This window comes from Pseudomonas sp. R76 (assembly GCF_009834565.1).
In the GTDB taxonomy this organism is placed as follows: domain Bacteria; phylum Pseudomonadota; class Gammaproteobacteria; order Pseudomonadales; family Pseudomonadaceae; genus Aquipseudomonas.
Window position 1 is genome coordinate 734596 of record NZ_CP019428.1, and the last position, 17821, is coordinate 752416.

At 62.0% G+C, this 17821-nt stretch carries 15 protein-coding genes; 1 reads left to right on the plus strand and 14 read right to left on the minus strand.

The window, feature by feature from the left end; translation table 11 throughout:
• Nucleotides 1-5 precede the first annotated feature (5 nt).
• The 11 genes from ureC to urtA all read right to left on the minus strand — a co-directional run bounded on the left by ureC (nucleotide 6) and on the right by urtA (nucleotide 10185).
• Entirely contained in the window at nucleotides 6-1706 is a 1701-nt protein-coding gene (gene ureC / locus PspR76_RS03150) for an urease subunit alpha (RefSeq protein ID WP_159953924.1), read from the minus strand.
• 140 nt (nucleotides 1707-1846) lie between these two features.
• Complete coding sequence (locus tag PspR76_RS03155; protein ID WP_159953925.1) at nucleotides 1847-2152, minus strand: urease subunit beta; 306 nt, start codon at nucleotides 2150-2152, stop codon at nucleotides 1847-1849.
• A complete protein-coding gene (locus tag PspR76_RS03160; protein WP_159953926.1) occupies nucleotides 2149-2682 on the minus strand; it encodes a GNAT family N-acetyltransferase in 534 nt (177 codons plus the stop codon). Before PspR76_RS03160 ends, PspR76_RS03155 begins: the two co-directional genes overlap by 4 nt.
• Nucleotides 2683-2687: 5 nt before the next feature.
• A complete protein-coding gene (locus PspR76_RS03165; protein ID WP_159953927.1) occupies nucleotides 2688-3200 on the minus strand; it encodes a GNAT family N-acetyltransferase in 513 nt (170 codons plus the stop codon).
• 8 nt (nucleotides 3201-3208) lie between these two features.
• Entirely contained in the window at nucleotides 3209-3511 is a 303-nt protein-coding gene (ureA, locus tag PspR76_RS03170; protein ID WP_032878149.1) for an urease subunit gamma, read from the minus strand.
• Between the two features lie 176 nt (nucleotides 3512-3687).
• Nucleotides 3688-4527, minus strand: coding sequence for an urease accessory protein UreD (locus tag PspR76_RS03175; protein WP_159953928.1), 840 nt, complete (start codon nucleotides 4525-4527; stop codon nucleotides 3688-3690).
• A gap of 31 nt (nucleotides 4528-4558) precedes the next feature.
• A complete protein-coding gene (urtE, locus tag PspR76_RS03180; RefSeq protein ID WP_159953929.1) occupies nucleotides 4559-5257 on the minus strand; it encodes an urea ABC transporter ATP-binding subunit UrtE in 699 nt (232 codons plus the stop codon).
• A gap of 136 nt (nucleotides 5258-5393) precedes the next feature.
• A complete protein-coding gene (gene urtD / locus PspR76_RS03185; protein ID WP_162530288.1) occupies nucleotides 5394-6227 on the minus strand; it encodes an urea ABC transporter ATP-binding protein UrtD in 834 nt (277 codons plus the stop codon).
• A complete protein-coding gene (gene urtC / locus PspR76_RS03190; protein WP_159953930.1) occupies nucleotides 6224-7291 on the minus strand; it encodes an urea ABC transporter permease subunit UrtC in 1068 nt (355 codons plus the stop codon). Before urtC ends, urtD begins: the two co-directional genes overlap by 4 nt.
• Complete coding sequence (gene urtB / locus PspR76_RS03195; protein WP_159953931.1) at nucleotides 7291-8793, minus strand: urea ABC transporter permease subunit UrtB; 1503 nt, start codon at nucleotides 8791-8793, stop codon at nucleotides 7291-7293. The genes urtC and urtB overlap by 1 nt, the downstream gene beginning before the upstream one ends.
• A gap of 126 nt (nucleotides 8794-8919) precedes the next feature.
• Nucleotides 8920-10185 carry an urea ABC transporter substrate-binding protein gene (gene urtA / locus PspR76_RS03200; protein WP_159953932.1) on the minus strand — a complete coding sequence of 422 codons (1266 nt, stop codon included), beginning with the start codon at nucleotides 10183-10185 and terminating at the stop codon, nucleotides 8920-8922.
• A 283-nt stretch (nucleotides 10186-10468) separates the two neighbouring features.
• On the opposite strand from urtA, the gene PspR76_RS03205 reads away from it, so the two are divergent.
• The gene (locus PspR76_RS03205) at nucleotides 10469-15043 is read left to right on the plus strand and encodes a hypothetical protein (protein WP_159953933.1); all 4575 of its coding nucleotides are present in this window, start codon (nucleotides 10469-10471) and stop codon (nucleotides 15041-15043) included.
• 2 nt (nucleotides 15044-15045) lie between these two features.
• Here PspR76_RS03205 and PspR76_RS03210 read toward each other — a convergent pair whose 3' ends face one another.
• From PspR76_RS03210 to PspR76_RS03220, 3 genes are read right to left on the minus strand one after another with little or no spacing between them, the layout of a single operon-like run.
• Nucleotides 15046-16056, minus strand: a complete 1011-nt coding sequence (locus PspR76_RS03210) for a FecCD family ABC transporter permease (protein ID WP_159953934.1) — start codon at nucleotides 16054-16056, stop codon at nucleotides 15046-15048.
• Complete coding sequence (locus PspR76_RS03215; protein ID WP_159953935.1) at nucleotides 16053-17000, minus strand: ABC transporter substrate-binding protein; 948 nt, start codon at nucleotides 16998-17000, stop codon at nucleotides 16053-16055. Before PspR76_RS03215 ends, PspR76_RS03210 begins: the two co-directional genes overlap by 4 nt.
• Nucleotides 16997-17785, minus strand: coding sequence for an ABC transporter ATP-binding protein (locus PspR76_RS03220; protein WP_159953936.1), 789 nt, complete (start codon nucleotides 17783-17785; stop codon nucleotides 16997-16999). Before PspR76_RS03220 ends, PspR76_RS03215 begins: the two co-directional genes overlap by 4 nt.
• Nucleotides 17786-17821: the final 36 nt, after the last annotated feature.

Consider the following 17821-nt stretch of genomic DNA (forward strand, 5'->3'; position numbering starts at 1 on the left):
CTGCGCTAAAACAAAAAGTACCGCTGCGCCATCGGCAGCACATCCGCAGGCTCACACCACAGCAACACGCTGTCGGCCTTGACCTGGTAGGTCTGCGGGTCCACCTCGATATCCGGCAGGTAATCGTTGTGGATCAGGTCGGTTTTCTGCACGTTGCGGCAGCCTTTGACCACGGCGATTTGCTTCTTCAACCCCAATGCTTCGGGCAACCCCGCGTCGGCCGCTGCCTGGCTGATAAAGGTCAGGCTGGTGGCGTGCAGCGAGCTGCCGAAACTGGCGAACATGGGGCGGTAGTGCACCGGCTGTGGCGTTGGAATCGAGGCGTTGGCGTCGCCCATCAGGCTTGAAGCAATCGCGCCGCCCTTGAGAATCAGGGTCGGCTTGATGCCAAAAAACGCCGGGCGCCACAGCACCAGGTCGGCCCACTTGCCCACCTCGATGGAGCCGACGATATGGCTGACGCCGTGGGTAATTGCCGGGTTGATGGTGTACTTGGCGATGTAGCGCTTGGCGCGGAAGTTGTCGTTGCCAGGCCCGTCGCCAGGCAGCGCGCCGCGCTGTTTTTTCATCTTGTCGGCGGTCTGCCAGGTGCGCGTGATCACTTCGCCGACGCGGCCCATGGCCTGGCTGTCGGAGCTGATCATCGAGAACGCGCCCAGATCATGCAGGATGTCTTCGGCGGCGATGGTCTCACGGCGGATGCGGCTTTCGGCGAACGCCACGTCTTCGGCGATACTCGGGTCCAGGTGATGGCAGACCATCAACATGTCCAGATGCTCATCGATGGTGTTGCGCGTGAACGGGCGGGTCGGGTTGGTCGAGCTGGGCAGCACGTTCGCAAAGCCGCAGGCCTTGATGATGTCCGGCGCGTGGCCGCCACCGGCGCCTTCGGTGTGATAGGTGTGGATGGTGCGGCCCTTCAGCGCGGCCAGAGTGGTTTCGACAAAGCCGGACTCGTTGAGGGTGTCGCTGTGGATCGCCACTTGCACGTCATATTGGTCGGCGACGTTCAGGCAGTTGTCGATGCTGGCGGGTGTGGTACCCCAGTCTTCATGCAGCTTCAAACCGATGGCGCCGGCCTTGACCTGCTCGATCAACGGCTCCGGCAAACTGGCGTTGCCCTTGCCGGTAAAACCAATGTTCATCGGGAACGAGTCGCTGGCCTGCAGCATGCGCGCCAGGTGCCACGGCCCGGAGGTGCAGGTGGTGGCGTTGGTGCCGGTGGCCGGGCCGGTGCCGCCGCCGATCATGGTGGTGACGCCACTGGTCAGCGCCTCTTCGATCTGCTGCGGGCAGATGAAATGCACGTGGGAGTCGATGCCGCCGGCGGTGAGGATCATGCCTTCACCGGCGATCACTTCGGTGCTGGCGCCGATGGCCATGGTCACGCCGGGCTGGATGTCCGGGTTGCCGGCTTTGCCGATTGCGTGAATGCGGCCGTTCTTCAAGCCGACGTCGGCCTTGACGATGCCCCAGTGGTCAATGATCAGCGCATTGGTGATCAAGGTGTCCACCACCTCATGGGCGAGCAATTGGCTCTGGCCCTGGCCATCGCGGATCACCTTGCCGCCGCCGAATTTCACTTCTTCGCCATAAATGGTGAAGTCCTGCTCGACTTCGACGAACAGATCGGTGTCGGCCAGGCGGACCTTGTCACCGACGGTGGGGCCGTACATGTCGGCGTAGGCTTGTCTGGAAATCTTCATGTGCATGCCTTGAGATTCAGGAAAGTTTGAAATCGTTCGCTTCGCTCTCTATCGCGGGCAAGCCCGCTCCCACATTTGGAACGCATTCCCCTGTGGGAGCTGGCTTGCCTGCGATGAGGCCCGAGCAGACACCAGAAAAACTACAGGTCGCCCATGATGCGTCCGGCAAACCCGAACACCCGGCGCCCACCGCTCAAATCCACCAACTCCACGTCGCGGCTCTGCCCTGGCTCAAACCGAACCGCCGTGCCCGCCGGAATATTCAGGCGCATGCCACGGCTCGCGGCGCGATCAAACGTCAGTGCGTCATTGGTCTCGAAAAAATGGTAATGCGAGCCCACCTGAATCGGCCGGTCGCCGCTGTTGGCCACGCTGAGGGTGACGGTGCGCCGGCCCACGTTGAGTTCGATGTCGCCAGGCTGGATCTGATATTCACCAGGAATCATGCAGGTTGCCCCAGGGTCTTGAAGTAGATGGCGGTCGGGCTGTAGCGCCCGTCCGGGCTTTGGCAGTAGTCGGGCAGCTCACCGATCTTGGTGTAGTGCAGCGACTGGTAGAAGGCTTCGGCGCCCGAGCCGGCCTCGGTGTCCAGGTACAGCAGGCCGCGCTTGTGCTGGCGCGCGGCGAGTTCCAGGGCGTTCATCAATTGCTGGCCCAGACCATGGCGACGCGCCGTGCTGTGCACCAGCAGCTTTTGCACTTCGGCGCGGTTGAGGCCGTTGGCTTTCTGGCACAGCGCCAATTGCACGCTGGCGATCACCTGCTCGTCGCGCACCACCACCCACAGCAGCAGGCTGGCGTCTTCAACACTGGCTTGCACGCCTTTGAGGTAGTCGCGGGCCTGGGCTTCGTCGAAGTCGGCCATGAAGCCAACCGAGGCGCCGTGCTGCACCGCGTCGAGCAATAGCTCAATCAAACCCAGGCGGTAATGGGCAAAACTTTCAGCATTGACTCGACGCAGTTGTGCAGCGCTCATCGATCTCACTCCTTGGGCGGTTCGGCGCCCGGATTCAATGTCAGTTGCATAAAGGTAAGGTCCAGCCAGTGGCCGAACTTGATGCCCACTTGCGGCATCTGCCCGGTGGTGATGAACCCCAGGCGCTCATGCAGGCGAATAGACGCCTGGTTGCCGCTTTCGATGGCAGCGACCATCACGTGTTTGCCGCAGGCGCCGGCGCGTTCGATCAACGCGTGCATCAGGCGCGGGCCAAGGCCTTTGCCGCGTTGGTCATTGCGCACGTACACCGAGTGCTCGACGCTGTAGCGGAAACCCTCGAAGGGTCGCCAGTCGCCGAACGAGGCGTAGCCGGTGACTTCATCGTTTTCGACGCTCACCAATATCGGATACGCCTGGGCCTGGCGCGCACTGAACCAGGCCTGGCGGTTGGCAAGGTCCACCGGTTGTTCGTTCCAGATCGCCGTGGTGTTGAGCACCGCGTCGTTGTAGATGTCTCGAATGGCCGGCAGGTCTTGCTCGGTGGCATCACGAATCATGGCTGGCCTCACGCGATAGGCTGGTGGACGGTGACCAGCTTGGTGCCGTCAGGGAAGGTGGCTTCCACCTGGATATCCGGGATCATTTCCGGAATGCCTTCCATCACTTGTTCACGGCTGAGCAGGGTGGTGCCGAAGTGCATCAGCTCGGCGACGGTGCGCCCATCGCGGGCGCCTTCCATCAAGGCGGCGGAAATGTAGGCGATGGTTTCCGGGTAGTTGAGCTTCACGCCACGTGCCAGGCGGCGCTCGGCGACCAGGCCTGCGGTGAAGATCAGCAGTTTGTCTTTTTCCCGTGGGGTCAAATCCATGGTTCAAGGTCCTTCGTAAAAAGCATTCTTAACTGCAATAGAGATCAAATGTGGGAGCGGGCCTGTGTGGGAGCTGGCTTGCCTGCGATGGCATCACCTCAGTACATCAGCAATACCGAGTTGTCTGCATCGCAGGCAAGCCAGCTCCCACAGGGGGCCTGCTCAACTTCAGATCTTCATGTGCTCCAAATTCGTGGGGCCACGGCTTCCCGCCCCAGCACCGCCGGGCGCAACAGTTTCCATAAATCAATCAACCAACCCCGCGCCAGCAGCGCCTCACTGGCCAGGCAGCGGGCGACCAGCAAGCCGGGCAGTTGGGTCAGATCACCGCGCACCGCATGCGGCAAGGCGCGGCAGGTTTCCAATAATTCAGGTTCGATATCAGCCGTGAGCAACAGCGTGGCAAACACCGGTTGCCCGTCCAGCCCGATGGGCGAGTCGAGCAGGCCATCGGCGCCTACAATGCGCTGGCGCTCATGCCAGAGCAACTGGCCGTCGCGGCGAATATCCAGGTGCGATTGAAAGTGGCCGAGGTCGAAACGCTCACCACTGGCCGGGCGGCCGAGGGCGACCACGTCCCAGTAAAACAGCCGCGCATCACCTTGCAGGTCAATGCGCGTGGTGAGTTCGGCCTGGGCCGCACTGAACACGATGGTTTCCTGGGGCAGCCATTCCAGGGTGGCGCCGGCTTGCACGGTCAACGCCAGCTGTTGATACGCCGGGCCACTGGCGCGGTACCACTTGGCTGCGCCGGGGCTGGTCAATTGCGCCCAGGCACCGGCGCCAACATGGGCGCTGATGTCCAGGCGATCACCGCCGGCAATTCCGCCGGGCGGGTGCACGATGATGTGTTGGCACACTTCTGGGCCTTCGGCGTACAGGTGCTTTTGCACCCGCAGCGGGCCGAGGTGGCGGCGCATCACCGGGCGCGTGGTATCGCCGAAACGCGCGTAGCCGAGCTCCAGCTCGGCGTGCCAGCTGGGAGTGAACAGGGCGGGGGTAACGGGCAAGTTCATGTTCTTGTGCTTATCGTTAGGACGCTACAGATTAGATGGTAACCAGCCCGCGTACACCCTCACTTTGCATATTTTCACCTCGGCCTTGCTGAACGATTTCACCGCGGGACATCACCAAATACTGGTCCGCCAGTTCGGCGGCGAAGTCGTAGAACTGCTCCACCAGCAGGATCGCCATATCGCCACGCGCCGCGAGTTTCTTGATCACCATGCCGATTTCCTTGATCACCGACGGCTGGATGCCTTCGGTGGGTTCATCGAGAATCAACAGGCGCGGGCGGCTGGCCAGGGCGCGACCGATCGCCAACTGTTGCTGCTGGCCACCGGATAAATCGCCGCCGCGCCGATGTTTCATCTGCTGCAACACCGGGAACAGTTCGTAGATAAACGCCGGCACTTCCTTGGCTTCGGAGCCTGGAAAACGCGAAAGGCCCATCAACAGGTTCTCTTCCACTGTGAGTCGGCCAAAAATCTCGCGGCCCTGAGGCACATAGGCGATGCCGGCGTGCACGCGCTGGTGCGGCTTGAGGCCGGTGATGGCTTTGCCTTCCCAGTTCACCGCGCCTTCTTTGGCCGGCAGCAAACCCATCAGGCACTTGAGCAGGGTGGTTTTGCCCACGCCGTTACGGCCGAGCAGGCAAGTGACTTCGCCGATCTTCACATCAAAGGACAGCCCGCGCAGGATGTGGCTACCGCCGTAGTACTGGTGCAGCTTGTCGACTTGCAGCATGTTCAAATTCCTCAATGATCGTTCCCACGCTTGATCGTTCCCACGCTCTGCGTGGGAATGCATACCGTGACGCTCCGCGTCACACAGCGGACGCAGAGCGTCCAGGGCGGCATTCCCACGCGGAGCGTGGGAACGATCAGCGGCCCAAATAAACCTCAATCACCCGCTCGTTTTCCTGCACCTGCTCCAGCGACCCTTCGGCCAGCACGCTGCCCTGGTGCAACACGGTGACGTGGTCGGCAATCGAGCCGACAAAGCCCATGTCGTGTTCCACCACCATCAGCGAATGCTTGCCCGCCAGGCGCTTGAACAGTTCGGCGGTGAATTCGGTTTCGGCGTCGGTCATGCCTGCCACCGGCTCGTCCAACAGCAACAGCTGTGGGTCTTGCATCAGCAGCATGCCGATTTCCAGGAACTGCTTTTGCCCGTGGGACAGCAGCCCGGCCGGGCGCTGCACCGAGGCGGTCAGGCGGATGGTGTCGAGCACTTCATCGATGCGGTCTTTCTGCTCGCCGCTCAGGCGCGCGCGCAGGCTGGCCCACACGGACTTATCGGTTTTCTGCGCCAGCTCCAGGTTTTCGAACACGCTGAGGGCTTCGAACACCGTGGGTTTCTGGAACTTGCGCCCGATGCCGGCCTGGGCGATCTGCACTTCGCTCATGCTGGTCAGGTCCAGGGTTTCACCGAACCAGGCCTTGCCGTGGCTGGGGCGGGTCTTGCCGGTGATCACGTCCATCAGCGTGGTCTTGCCCGCGCCGTTGGGGCCGATGATGCAGCGCAATTCGCCGACGCCGATGTACAGGTTCAAGTCATTGAGCGCCTTGAAACCATCGAAGCTGACGCTGATGTCTTCCAGGGTCAGGATGGTGCCGTGGCGGGTGTTGAGGCCCTTGCCGGCGGCCTGGCCGAGGCCGATGGCATCGCGGCTGCTGCCCGCATCGAAAATAGGTTCGAGCATGACATTCCTCATTTCTTCAGCAAGCCGATAACGCCCTTGGGCAAATACAGGGTGACGATGATGAACAGCGCCCCGAGGAAGAACAGCCAGTATTCCGGGAACGCCACGGTAAACCAGCTCTTCATGCCGTTCACCACGCCGGCGCCGAGCAGCGGGCCGATCAGCGTGCCGCGCCCGCCCAAGGCCACCCACACGGCGGCTTCGATGGAGTTGGTCGGCGACATCTCGCTGGGGTTGATAATGCCCACTTGCGGCACGTACAACGCACCAGCCAAACCGCACAACACCGCGCTCAACACCCACACAAACAACTTGAAACCGCGCGGGTCGTAGCCGCAGAACATCAGGCGATTTTCGGCATCGCGCAATGCCGTCAGCACGCGGCCGAACTTGCTCTGCGCCAGGCGCCAGCCGGTGTACAAACTCGCCACCAGCAACACCACGGTGGCAAAGAACAACACCGCCCGCGTGCCCGGCTCGGTAATCCCAAAGCCCAGGATGCTGCGGAAGTTGGTGAAGCCGTTATTGCCGCCGAACCCGGTCTCGTTACGGAAAAACAGCAGCATCCCCGCGAACGTCAGCGCCTGGGTCATGATCGAGAAATACACGCCCTTGATCCGCGAACGAAAGGCGAAAAAGCCGAACACCAGCGCCAGCAAACCCGGCGCCAGCACCACCAGGCACATGGCCCAGAGGAAGTGTTCGGTGCCGACCCAATACCAAGGCAACTCGGTCCACGACAAGAAGGTCATGAACGCCGGCAGCTCATCCCCGGAGGCCTGGCGCATCAAGTACATGCCCATCGCATAACCGCCCAGGGCAAAGAACAAACCGTGGCCCAGGGACAACATGCCCGCATAACCCCACACCAGGTCCAGCGCGAGGGCGACGATGGCGTAGCAGAGGATCTTGCCCACCAGTGTCAGGGTGTAGGCCGACACGTGCAGCGGGTTTTCCGGCGACAGCAGCGAGCACAGTGGCAGCGCCAGCAGCAGGATCAGGATCACCGCGCCGACCGCTATCGTCACCTTGGGGCCGGCCTTTTGTGTGGCCGTAAGCATCAATGGCTGGTTCATCAGTCGATCACCCGTCCTTTCAGTGCGAAGAGTCCTTGCGGGCGTTTCTGGATAAACAGAATGATCAGCGCGAGGATCAGGATCTTGCCGAGCACGGCGCCGATCTGCGGTTCGAGAATTTTGTTGGCGATGCCCAGCCCGAAGGCGGCCATCACGCTACCGGCCAACTGGCCGACACCACCGAGCACCACCACCAGGAACGAGTCGATGATGTAGCTCTGGCCCAGGTCCGGGCCGACGTTGCCGATCTGGCTGAGCGCCACGCCACCGAGACCTGCGATGCCGGAGCCCAAGCCAAACGCGAGCATGTCCACGCGCCCGGTCGGTACGCCACAGCAGGCGGCCATGTTGCGGTTCTGGGTGACTGCGCGCACGTTGAGGCCCAGGCGCGTCTTGTTCAGCAGCAGCCAGGTCAGCACCACCACGCACAGCGCGAAGGCGATGATCACGATGCGGTTGTACGGCAGCACCAGGTTGGGCAGCACTTGAATGCCGCCGGACAGCCATTCGGGGTTGGACACTTCGACGTTCTGCGCACCGAATACCAGGCGCACCAGCTGGATCAGCATCAAGCTGATGCCCCAGGTGGCCAGCAGGGTTTCCAGCGGGCGGCCGTAGAGGTGACGAATCACCGTGCGTTCCAAGGCCATGCCGATGGCGGCGGTGACAAAAAACGCGACGGGCAGCGCAATCAACGGGTAGAACTCGATGGCCGCGGGCACGTAGCGCTGCATCATCAACTGCACTACGTAGGTGGAATAGGCGCCGAGCATCAGCATCTCGCCGTGGGCCATATTGATCACGCCGAGCAGGCCGAAGGTGATCGCCAAACCCAAGGCCGCGAGCAACAGGATCGAGCCCAGGGACATGCCGCTGAAGGCCTGGCCGAGGATTTCGCCGACCATCAATTTGCGTTTGACCTGGGCCAGGCTGGTCTCGGCGGCGGTGTGCACGGCGGCGTCGGTTTCGACGCCGGGCGCGAGCAACGCTTCGAGGCGCGTGCGCGCCAGTGGGTCGCCGGTGCCGCCAAGCAAACGCACGGCGGCGAGGCGCACCACGGGGTCGCTGTCGACCAGTTGCAGGTTGGCCAGGGCCAGGCTGAGGGCGGTGTGCACGTCCTCGTTGGTTTCGGCGGCGACTTGCTGGTCGAGGAATTTGAGCTGTGCAGGTACAGCGCTTTTTTGCAGGGTTTGTGCCGCTGCCAGGCGCACCTTGGGGTCGGCGGCGAGCAGTTGCTGGCTGGCTTGTACGTTGTCGATCAGGCCACGCAGGCGGTTGTTCAGGTGTACGGTCCTGGTTTCGCCATTGACCGTGATCTGGCCTTGTTGAAGGGCGTCCACCAGCTCGATGCGTGCAGGGTCGGGCTGTGCGGCCCAATCCTGGAGCAGCTTGGCTTGTTGCATCGGGTTGGCAGCGAGGAAGTCGTCGGCGTCGCTGGCCTGTGCTGCAAAAGGCAGCAACAGCAGGGCGGCGAGGATGAAGCGGTAAAGGGCAGTGGGCATAAAATTTTCCTGTAGATCGTTCCCACGCTCTGCGTGGGAATGCCGCCTTGGACGCTCTGCGTCCGCGTTGTGACGCAGAGCGTCACGGGATGCATTCCCACGCGGAGCGTGGGAACGATCAGCGGCTTAGTTGCTCTTCACGGCGTAATCCGGCTTCTTGTCATTGCCCGGAATGTACGGGCTCCACGGCTGGGCGCGGATCGGTTTTTCGGTCTGCCACACCACCGAGAACTGCCCGTCAGACTGGATCTCACCAATCATCACCGGCTTGTGCAGGTGGTGGTTGGTCTTGTCCATGGTCAGGGTGAAGCCCGACGGCGCGGCGAAGGTCTGGCCGGCCATGGCTTCACGCACTTTGTCGACATCGGTGGACTTGGCTTTCTCAACCGCCTGCGCCCACATATGGATGCCCACGTAGGTGGCTTCCATCGGGTCGTTGGTCACGGCTTTATCCGCGCCCGGCAGGTTGTGCGCTTTGGCGTAAGCCTTCCAGTCGGCGACGAATTTCTTGTTCACCGGGTTCTCCACCGACTGGAAGTAGTTCCAGGCCGCGAGGTTGCCCACCAGCGGTTTGGTGTCGATGCCGCGCAGCTCTTCTTCACCCACGGAGAACGCCACCACCGGCACGTCGGTGGCTTTCAAGCCCTGGTTGGCCAGCTCTTTGTAGAACGGCACGTTGGAGTCGCCGTTCACGGTGGAGATCACCGCGGTCTTGCCGCCGGCCGAGAATTTTTTGATGTTGGCCACAATGGTCTGGTAATCGGCGTGGCCGAACGGGGTGTAGACCTCTTCGATGTCTTTATCCGCTACACCTTTGGAGTGCAGGAACGAACGCAAAATCTTGTTGGTGGTGCGCGGGTACACGTAGTCGGTGCCGAGCAGGAAGAAGCGCTTGGCGCCGCCGCCTTCTTCGCTCATCAGGTATTCCACCGCCGGGATCGCCTGCTGGTTCGGCGCCGCACCGGTATAGAACACGTTCGGCGACATTTCTTCGCCTTCGTACTGCACCGGGTAGAACAGCAAGCCGTTGAGTTCTTCAAACACCGGCAACACCGATTTACGCGACACCGAAGTCCAGCAGCCGAACACCACGGCAACCTTGTCCTGGGTCAGCAACTGGCGGCCTTTTTCCGCGAACAGCGGCCAGTTCGACGCCGGGTCGACCACCACCGGTTCGAGCATCTTGCCGTTCACACCGCCTTTGGCGTTGATCTCGTCAATGGTCATCAACGCCATGTCTTTGAGCGAGGTCTCGGAGATCGCCATGGTCCCGGACAGCGAGTGCAGGATGCCGACCTTGATGGTCTCGGCGGCCTGGACGGTCCAGGTCAACCCCATGGCGAGAATGGATGCCGACAAAGTAAAAGCCTTGATCAAGCTACGACGCTGCATGGTGCGATCTCCGTAAACCGATTTTTTTGTGGGGCAGATACACAGGACTTTGCAAAGGCTGTGCCTGCGCGACTTAACACGCGTAATGGCGGGGGCCGGCCGATACCGACGGGGGAGATGCGCACCAACTTGGCGCTGCGCTGAGCGTCGTGTGCACGCCAAGCCCTGAAAAAGGGCGCAGGCTTAGATATGCAGCGCAAGTGGTCGGCAAGGATGTTTCAGCATGAGGCCCTACGTGAGGCGCACCGACTGCGCCCGCGACCCTCTTGTCAGCGAGACACTTATGGACATTACTCAAGCCCACCCCTCACACGACCTTGCCAAGTTACCGGCCCTGAGCCCGGCCTTTATCAGCGCCGACGACGCTGCGCATTGGGCACACGAGGCCATCGGTACACGGCGCGATGTCGAGTACGGTGGCGTTATTCTCAAGCGCGCCCATCGCTACTACGCCACCCACCCGGTGCCGGACCAGCGTAATAGTTTCGATCACCGGATCCTGTTGGCCCTGGACAGTCAAGGCAACTTCATCGCCCCCGCTGACTACAGCGCCGAGGCGTTCTACCACTCCCATCCGGCGGATGCGGCACAGATCCAAAGGATGTTTCCCTACTTCACGACCGACCAAGTCGTGGTGTTCAACAATTTCTACTCCATGCCGGACCAGCTCTTCAGCTTCAGAAACAGAGCATTCGCCAAGACCCACTATTTCTCCGGGCCGGATAACGTGCTGCTCAAATATGTCAGCAGTGGCTCGGCGGCGGAAAATACCTTCGCCCAGCAAGTGCGCGATGGCACGCTTGAGGCCAAAAGTGATTTCGAGAACCCGATCTGGAACCTGGCGCAGATCGGTGAACTGTGGGTGCTGATTGCGAACAAGGTGTGGGGCGGCGTGCGCGGCCGGGTGAAAACAGGCTGGCGAATCAACACGCCTGTGACCAGCAGCAGTACTGCACAACAACCCTTTTTCACCTCGGTGTTCCCAACGGCGGATACGGCCGTTTTGGGTGCGCTTTCGGCTGCTGGCTCGCCCACTGCAGGCGCCATAGGCTTTGTCCTCAAGCACACCCGTGAAGACGCCTTTGTGGCGACGCTGGCAGTGCCCACGCGTCAGCCGCTGTTTTCGCCAAACGAAGTGTTCCCAAAACGCGCCGACGGCAAACTTCGATTGCCTTCCAACTTCCGATTGGAGGCTATTTACTTCAATAGCTGGTACGAGAAGAACGAAGTCGCAGCGCGGGAAACCTGGCTGGCGAGCACCTTCTTTACCCCTGCACAGGTGGTGGCCGCGACCCGTCAGGCGCGGGCCACCCTGGGCATTCAGGACCCGGCGCGCGGGTTACGCCTGTACATGCACGCTTCAGACGGCGCCCTGTTGGCCTTCAAAGTGCCCGAGGCCACGGCCACAACTGAGCTGGTCAGGCAAAAAAACGAGGGTGAACTTGACGATAACGGCGCACAGGCGGCCATGGTCGACGGCACGCTGAGCCCTCGGGATTATGTGCGCAGGGTCATTGCCCAGACCGATCTGTCGGTGGTTCAGGCCGGAGGCTTATGGCGCACGGTGGGCATGTTGGATAACCGCTCCAACCTGCTGATGTCGTTTTACAAGGCCACCTTGAGCCGTTCGTTTCTCTCTGCACGGGATGCGGCCGTGTATGCCCACGAGCAAATTGGCAACTGGCGAGCCCGCAGCTACGGCGGTTATATCCTCAAGGACGCAGACGGTCGTTTTGTCATCACCGAACCCATCGCCAGTGTGGCCAACCCGTTTGCCTTCACGCTGTTCTTTCCGTTCGACAACCAGGGGCCGCTGATCCCGCCGGAACCCTATGTGTTGCACGGGCGCTACTGCTCCCACACCGCCCTGTCGATGGCCGACCCGGCCCGGGTTGCACAGCGTGGCTGGACGCGGGATGAGGCGCAGATCATCCAGCAAGGGTTTTCCGACGCTGAAATGTACTCGATCATCACGGCCGGCCGGGTGGCGTACCTGTCGGGCGCGCAGGATTGCCTGTTGGAGTACACCCCAAACCATTCGTCCCATGAAGAGGTGCTGCTGGGTAATATCGGCCCGGAAGTCGGCAGCAGCAGCCTGGGCAAGCGCCTTGAAAACGGGCAGGTCCGGCCCGCCGACTGGGTCCGGCGCGTGGCCGAAGCCGGGGATTTCAAGATCATCCAGGGCAACCCATTGTGGGGGCCGCGCTCGGTGATCTACGAAGACTGGACGCCCAGCTACAACTACACGCCACGGTCCGGCCCGCCCGACTACGCCACCTACGGCGCCGTGTTCAACAGTGCCGATGCGGCTGCGCGTAATCTGCACGGGCGAGTGCATGGGCGAAACTTTGCCGAGCAGGCCTGCTTTGCCTTCATTCTCAAGCACAAGGACCAGGAGCAGTACATTGCCAGCGAAGTCGTGGGCGTGGCGGGGCGGCAAAAGTTGTTCAATCTCAACAGCCTGTTTGAGCGCACCGCCGATGACAGCTACCGCCTGCCTGACGGTTTTGTGTTGTATGGGCTGTTCCGTTCGCAGCAATGGTCGCCAACCGGGCTGAATGCCTCGATCGCGTGGCTGACGCTGTTTTTTGTCACGCCCGATGTGTTGTACGCGGCCCTCTACGCGGCTAATCGGCAGGGCATGAACAACCTGTCGATTTACTTCTCAACCCTGGATGGCGCGCTGCTGCGGTATGTGCCTGCGCCGATGGACGTGAGAAGTGCGGGCCTGGCCGACAGGTCGCTGATTCAGGCACAGGAGCAGTTGAACTCCGGTCAGAAAACCCCTGCGGAGTTTGTCCGGGAGTGGGCCGTGAAGGGCGGGCTGCACGTGGTTCGCACCAGCCAGTGCTGGGACAAAAACGGGCTGGTCGACAACAACTGGAGCAACTATGCGACGTTGTCTCCGCGCCGGTTAAGCCCGGCTTTCGCCAACCTCGATGACGCGGCCCGCTATGCCGCCGCCATGATCAGCAACGGCTGGCAGCGGGGGTATGGCGGGGTAATCCTGCGGTTACCCAACGGGTTGTTTGCTGCGACTGAGCCGCTGGCACTTCCGATGCAGGGGTTTGCGCTGAACTGGATTTACCCGGACCAGGCGGTTGCGGTAGGGCTGTACCCCGGAGGCAGTGCGATGGTGGCGCGCTATCGGTCGTTGTTGGATCAAGAGGTCCCGTTGCTGCTGTCCGCCGAGCAGAAAGCCTTGTACAAAACCATGCTGCCGAGCGCGGTATTGTCGAGCCTGTTGCACCGCCAGGACCCAATCAAACTGGAGTATGTGTTCGGCGCCACGGGTTCGATCCTCAGCTACCAACTGTCGGACTCTGCCGAGGAAGTGCTGCTCAAGCAGCGCCTGACGCCACTGAGCCCGGTCAAGCTGGACTTCAGCGACAACCCTGTCGAAGAGCAGCTGCGCAGCGGGGCGCTCTCGCCACAGGCGTTCATCAATGAGACGGCGAAGGCCGGTGAACTGCGTGTGGTGAAGGGCGACAGCGTATGGGGCGAACCCAGGAAGATAACTCCGGGTTTTGTGCCGTATCAAACGCGACCCCAGCCTGGGGATATTCGCCAGGTATTCGCCGACGCGCCTTGCGGCCCGATCTTCACCCAGGCGTATGACGCCGTTCGTTATGCCCAGCGCCAGTGCGCGCCGCAAACCGATGTGGCGTTCGGTTATGTACTCAAGTCAGTGAACAAGCCGCTGTACATGACGACGCTGGCGTTGGTCAGGGAAAACCTGGCCGACTTCAAGCAGGTTTTTCTCGACGGCCAGTTGCCCCAGGGGTATGTGCTCGATGGCCTGTATCTGTGTGCTTCGACGACTGCCGTCGCCCCGGCCGATGATGAAATGGCATACAGTTTTTTCCCGCCTCACTACATCGCCAAGGCCCTGCAATTCACCCTGTATGCGCGCAACGGTGGTGTGCTGCCGCTGTATTTGTTGTGCGGCGACGGCGCGTTGCTCAAGTACGTGTTTCCCAAGACTTCGCCACTCTACCCATGGACGAGCGCGGACTACCGCCTGCAATTACTCGAAGGCTCGCTGAAGGTCCAAGACTATGTGCGCCGCCTCGCCGGGGTGGGTGAACTGGACATTCGCAGCACCAGTGAAGTTTGGGGCAGGAAAGAGCGGGTCACGGCCGATTGGGTGCCGAAAAGAACGCCCCACCCGTTTGCCGACGACCCGCATGTTCATTCCTACTGCGGGCCGGTGTTTTATTACCCCGATGACGCAGCCCGCTATGCCCAACGGCTGGTGGCGCCCTACAAGACCAAGCAGTATGTGGGCGCGGTACTGGTTCCGGGGCAAACGCCGGGGTATGTGGCGATCGAGCCGGTGGAAGATCAGGGCACCGGCGCTGCACGCAGCCTGGAACGGTTGTTCCGGGTTGATCATCCAGGCCTCGACGTGCCGCCGGGCAACGTGTTGAGCACCTATAAAATTGCCGCCGTGCAGGCGTTCTACAAGGCGATACAGTCGACGTCCAGCTATGCGCAGATTGATAAGGATCTGCTGGAAAACTTCGTCTCCAAGGATGATCTGCGCGACTACCTGGCGCTGGTCAAAAGGAATGCGCCCGATGCCAAGAGTTGTTACCTGTCCTGCCGGGGTGGGGCGATGCTCAAGTATGTGCCGGCGTTTAACGCAGCTGAAACGGAGCTGCTGGAGGCGGGGGGCGCGCCGGACCCGAGTGTGTTGGTCAGTCGATTGCGCAGCCAGGGCAGTTTGTCGGTGCAGGTCCCCGACGCCTTCTGGTCGCGTCCGGGCTTGCTGGCTGAAGAGTGGAGCGTCAGTGAGTTGCAGGCAGAACCGGAAGCCGACGAGTTCTGGTACGCACGGGCAAAAGATGAACTATGACCTCAGCGCTTGCGCATCAGGCCGATAAAAAACAACCCGCCAATCGCCGCCGTCGCCACGCCAATGGGCAGGTCTTCGGGGGCGATCAGGGTGCGTGCGGCGACGTCGACCCACACCAGGAACGCACTGCCCAGCAGCACGCACACGGGCAGTAACCGTCGATGCTCGGCACCGACCAAACGCCGGGCAATGTGCGGCACCATCAACCCGACAAAACCGATGGAGCCGCTGATCGACACCAGCACGCCGGTCATCAGCGACGCCACCAGGAACACCTTGAGCCGCACGTTGCGCGCGTTCAGGCCCAGGGTCACGGCGGTCTGCTCGCCGGCCATCAACGCATTCAGCGGCCGCGCCATGCCCAGCAGCAACAGCAATCCCAGCAGCACGGTCGCGGCGGGGATCGCCAGCAGCTCCCAGCGGGCGAGGCCCAGGCCGCCGAGCATCCAGAACATCACCGCCGACGCGGCGCGGTGGTCGCCCATGAACAGCAGCAAATTGGCCACCGCCATCATCACGAACGACACCGCCACGCCGCACAGCAGCAGGCGATCACTTTCCAGGCGACCGTTGCGACTGGCCACGGCCAGCACCACCAGCATGCTCAGCAGCGCACCGATAAACGCAGCGATGGGCAGGGTCAGCAGGCCGATGATTTCACCCACATGCAGCACCACGATCACCGCGCCAAGCGTGGCGCCGGAGGTAACCCCGAGCAGGTGCGGGTCGGCCAGCGGGTTGCGCGTTACTGCCTGCAACACCGCGCCAATCAACGCCAGCCCGGCGCCCACCAGCGCGCCGAGCAACATGCGCGGCACGCGGATCAGCCACACGATATGTTCCTGGCCGGTGCTCCAGTTCACCTCACCGATACCGAACGCCTTGTTCAGCAAAATCCGCCACACCACGTCCACCGGCACCCGCGCCGAGCCGAACCCCAGCGAGATCACGCAAGAGACCAGCAACAACGCGCCAAGCGCGACCAGCAACAAGGCGTAGCGCCGGGTAATCATTCGCCGTGAAACCCCTTGGCCAGGGCTTCCACCGCCAGCACATTATCGATGCCCGGCGTGGCCTGCACATACGGGATCACGATAAACCGCTGGTTCTTGATGGCGTCCACCGATTGCAGGGCCGGGTTGTTGAGCAGGAACTGCTGTTTTTGCTCTGCGGTGACTTCGCTGTAGTCGACGATCACGATCACCTGCGGGTTGCGCTCCACCACGGTCTCCCAGTTGACGCGGGTCCAGCTGGCGTCGATGTCATCGAGAATGTTGCGCCCACCGGCCGCGTCGATCAGCGCCTGCGGCATGCCCAGGCGGCCGGTGGTCATGGCGCGGTCTTCACCGCTGTCGTAGAGAAACACGCGCGGCTTGTCGGCGGGCAGGTCCTTTTGCACCTCGGCGACTTGCGCCTGCATCTGCGCGATCAAGGCATTGGCGCGGTCCTGCACGTCGAAGATCTTGCCCAGGTTGCGCAGGTCGTTATAGGTGTCTTCCAGGGTTGCGGGCGGGCGCTTCATCACAAACGCACACGACTCGGTCAGCTCGTACACGTTGATGCCCAAGGGTTGCAGGGTTTGCGGCGTCAGGTCGCCGCCCACGCGCATGCCGTAGTCCCAGCCGGCGAAGAAAAAATCCACGCTGGCGTTGAGCAAGGTTTCCACTGACGGGTACTTGCTGGCCAGTTCCGGCAGGCCGTCGAGCAGGTGGGCCATTTGCGGGGTCACTGACTTCCAGCCGGTCACGCCGCTGTAGCCGGCCATATGCGACTTGAGCCCCAGGGCGAGCATCATCTGGGTCATGTTGATGTCGTGGCTGACCGCGTGTTTCGGCGCCTCCTGGAAGGTCACGTCGCGGTTGCAACTTTTGATGGTCACCGGGTAATGGGTCGCGTCCGCGAAGGCTTGAGCGGTGCCGAACGACAGGGCGAGAGACAGCAGGGCGCGCAGGATCATGGTTGGGTTATCCAGGTGATTCGGGGGTAGCCGGACAAGGGGTGCGTGTCGATCAGGGCTTCGACGCCAAACACGTCGCGCAGTAATTCGGTAGTCAGTACCTGGTGCGGTGTGCCGCTGGCGACGATGCGCCCGTGGTTGATCACGTACAGGCGATCGCAAAAAGCGGCGGCCAGGTTCAGGTCGTGGATGCTCGCCAGGGTGCCGATGTTCAAACGTTTGACCAGCCGCAACAGTTCCAGCTGATAGCGTGGGTCGAGGTGGTTGGTCGGCTCGTCGAGGATCAGCAAATGCGGTTGCTGGGCCAAGGCGCGGGCGAGAATCACCCGCTGCTTTTCGCCGCCGGAGAGGGTGGCAAAGGCATGGTCTTCGAAGCCCTGCATGCCCACCGACGCCAATGCCTCCTGGATCAGTTGCTGATCGTGCAGCGTGTCGCCATCGAACAAACCCTTGTGCGGCGTGCGGCCCATGGCGACCACTTCATCCACGCGCAAACCGAAGGCATCGGGAAACTCCTGCAGCACCACGGCGATGCGTTGCGCGCACCACTTGGCGCTTTGCTTCCACACGTTCTGGTGGTCGAGCAGCACGTCGCCGTGCTCCGGTTTAGTGAAGCGATAGGCGCAGCGCAACAGGCTGGTCTTGCCACTGCCATTGGGGCCGATCAGCCCGACAAACTCCCCCGCAGCAACCTGCAGGCTGGCCTCACGCAGCTGGAACCGGTGATTGCAGTGGTCGTGGCCCGGTGGGGTCCAGCCAAGCTGGGTGAGGGTGAGTGAGGTCATCGTTATTCTCTGGTTCAACACAGTTCAACTGTGGGA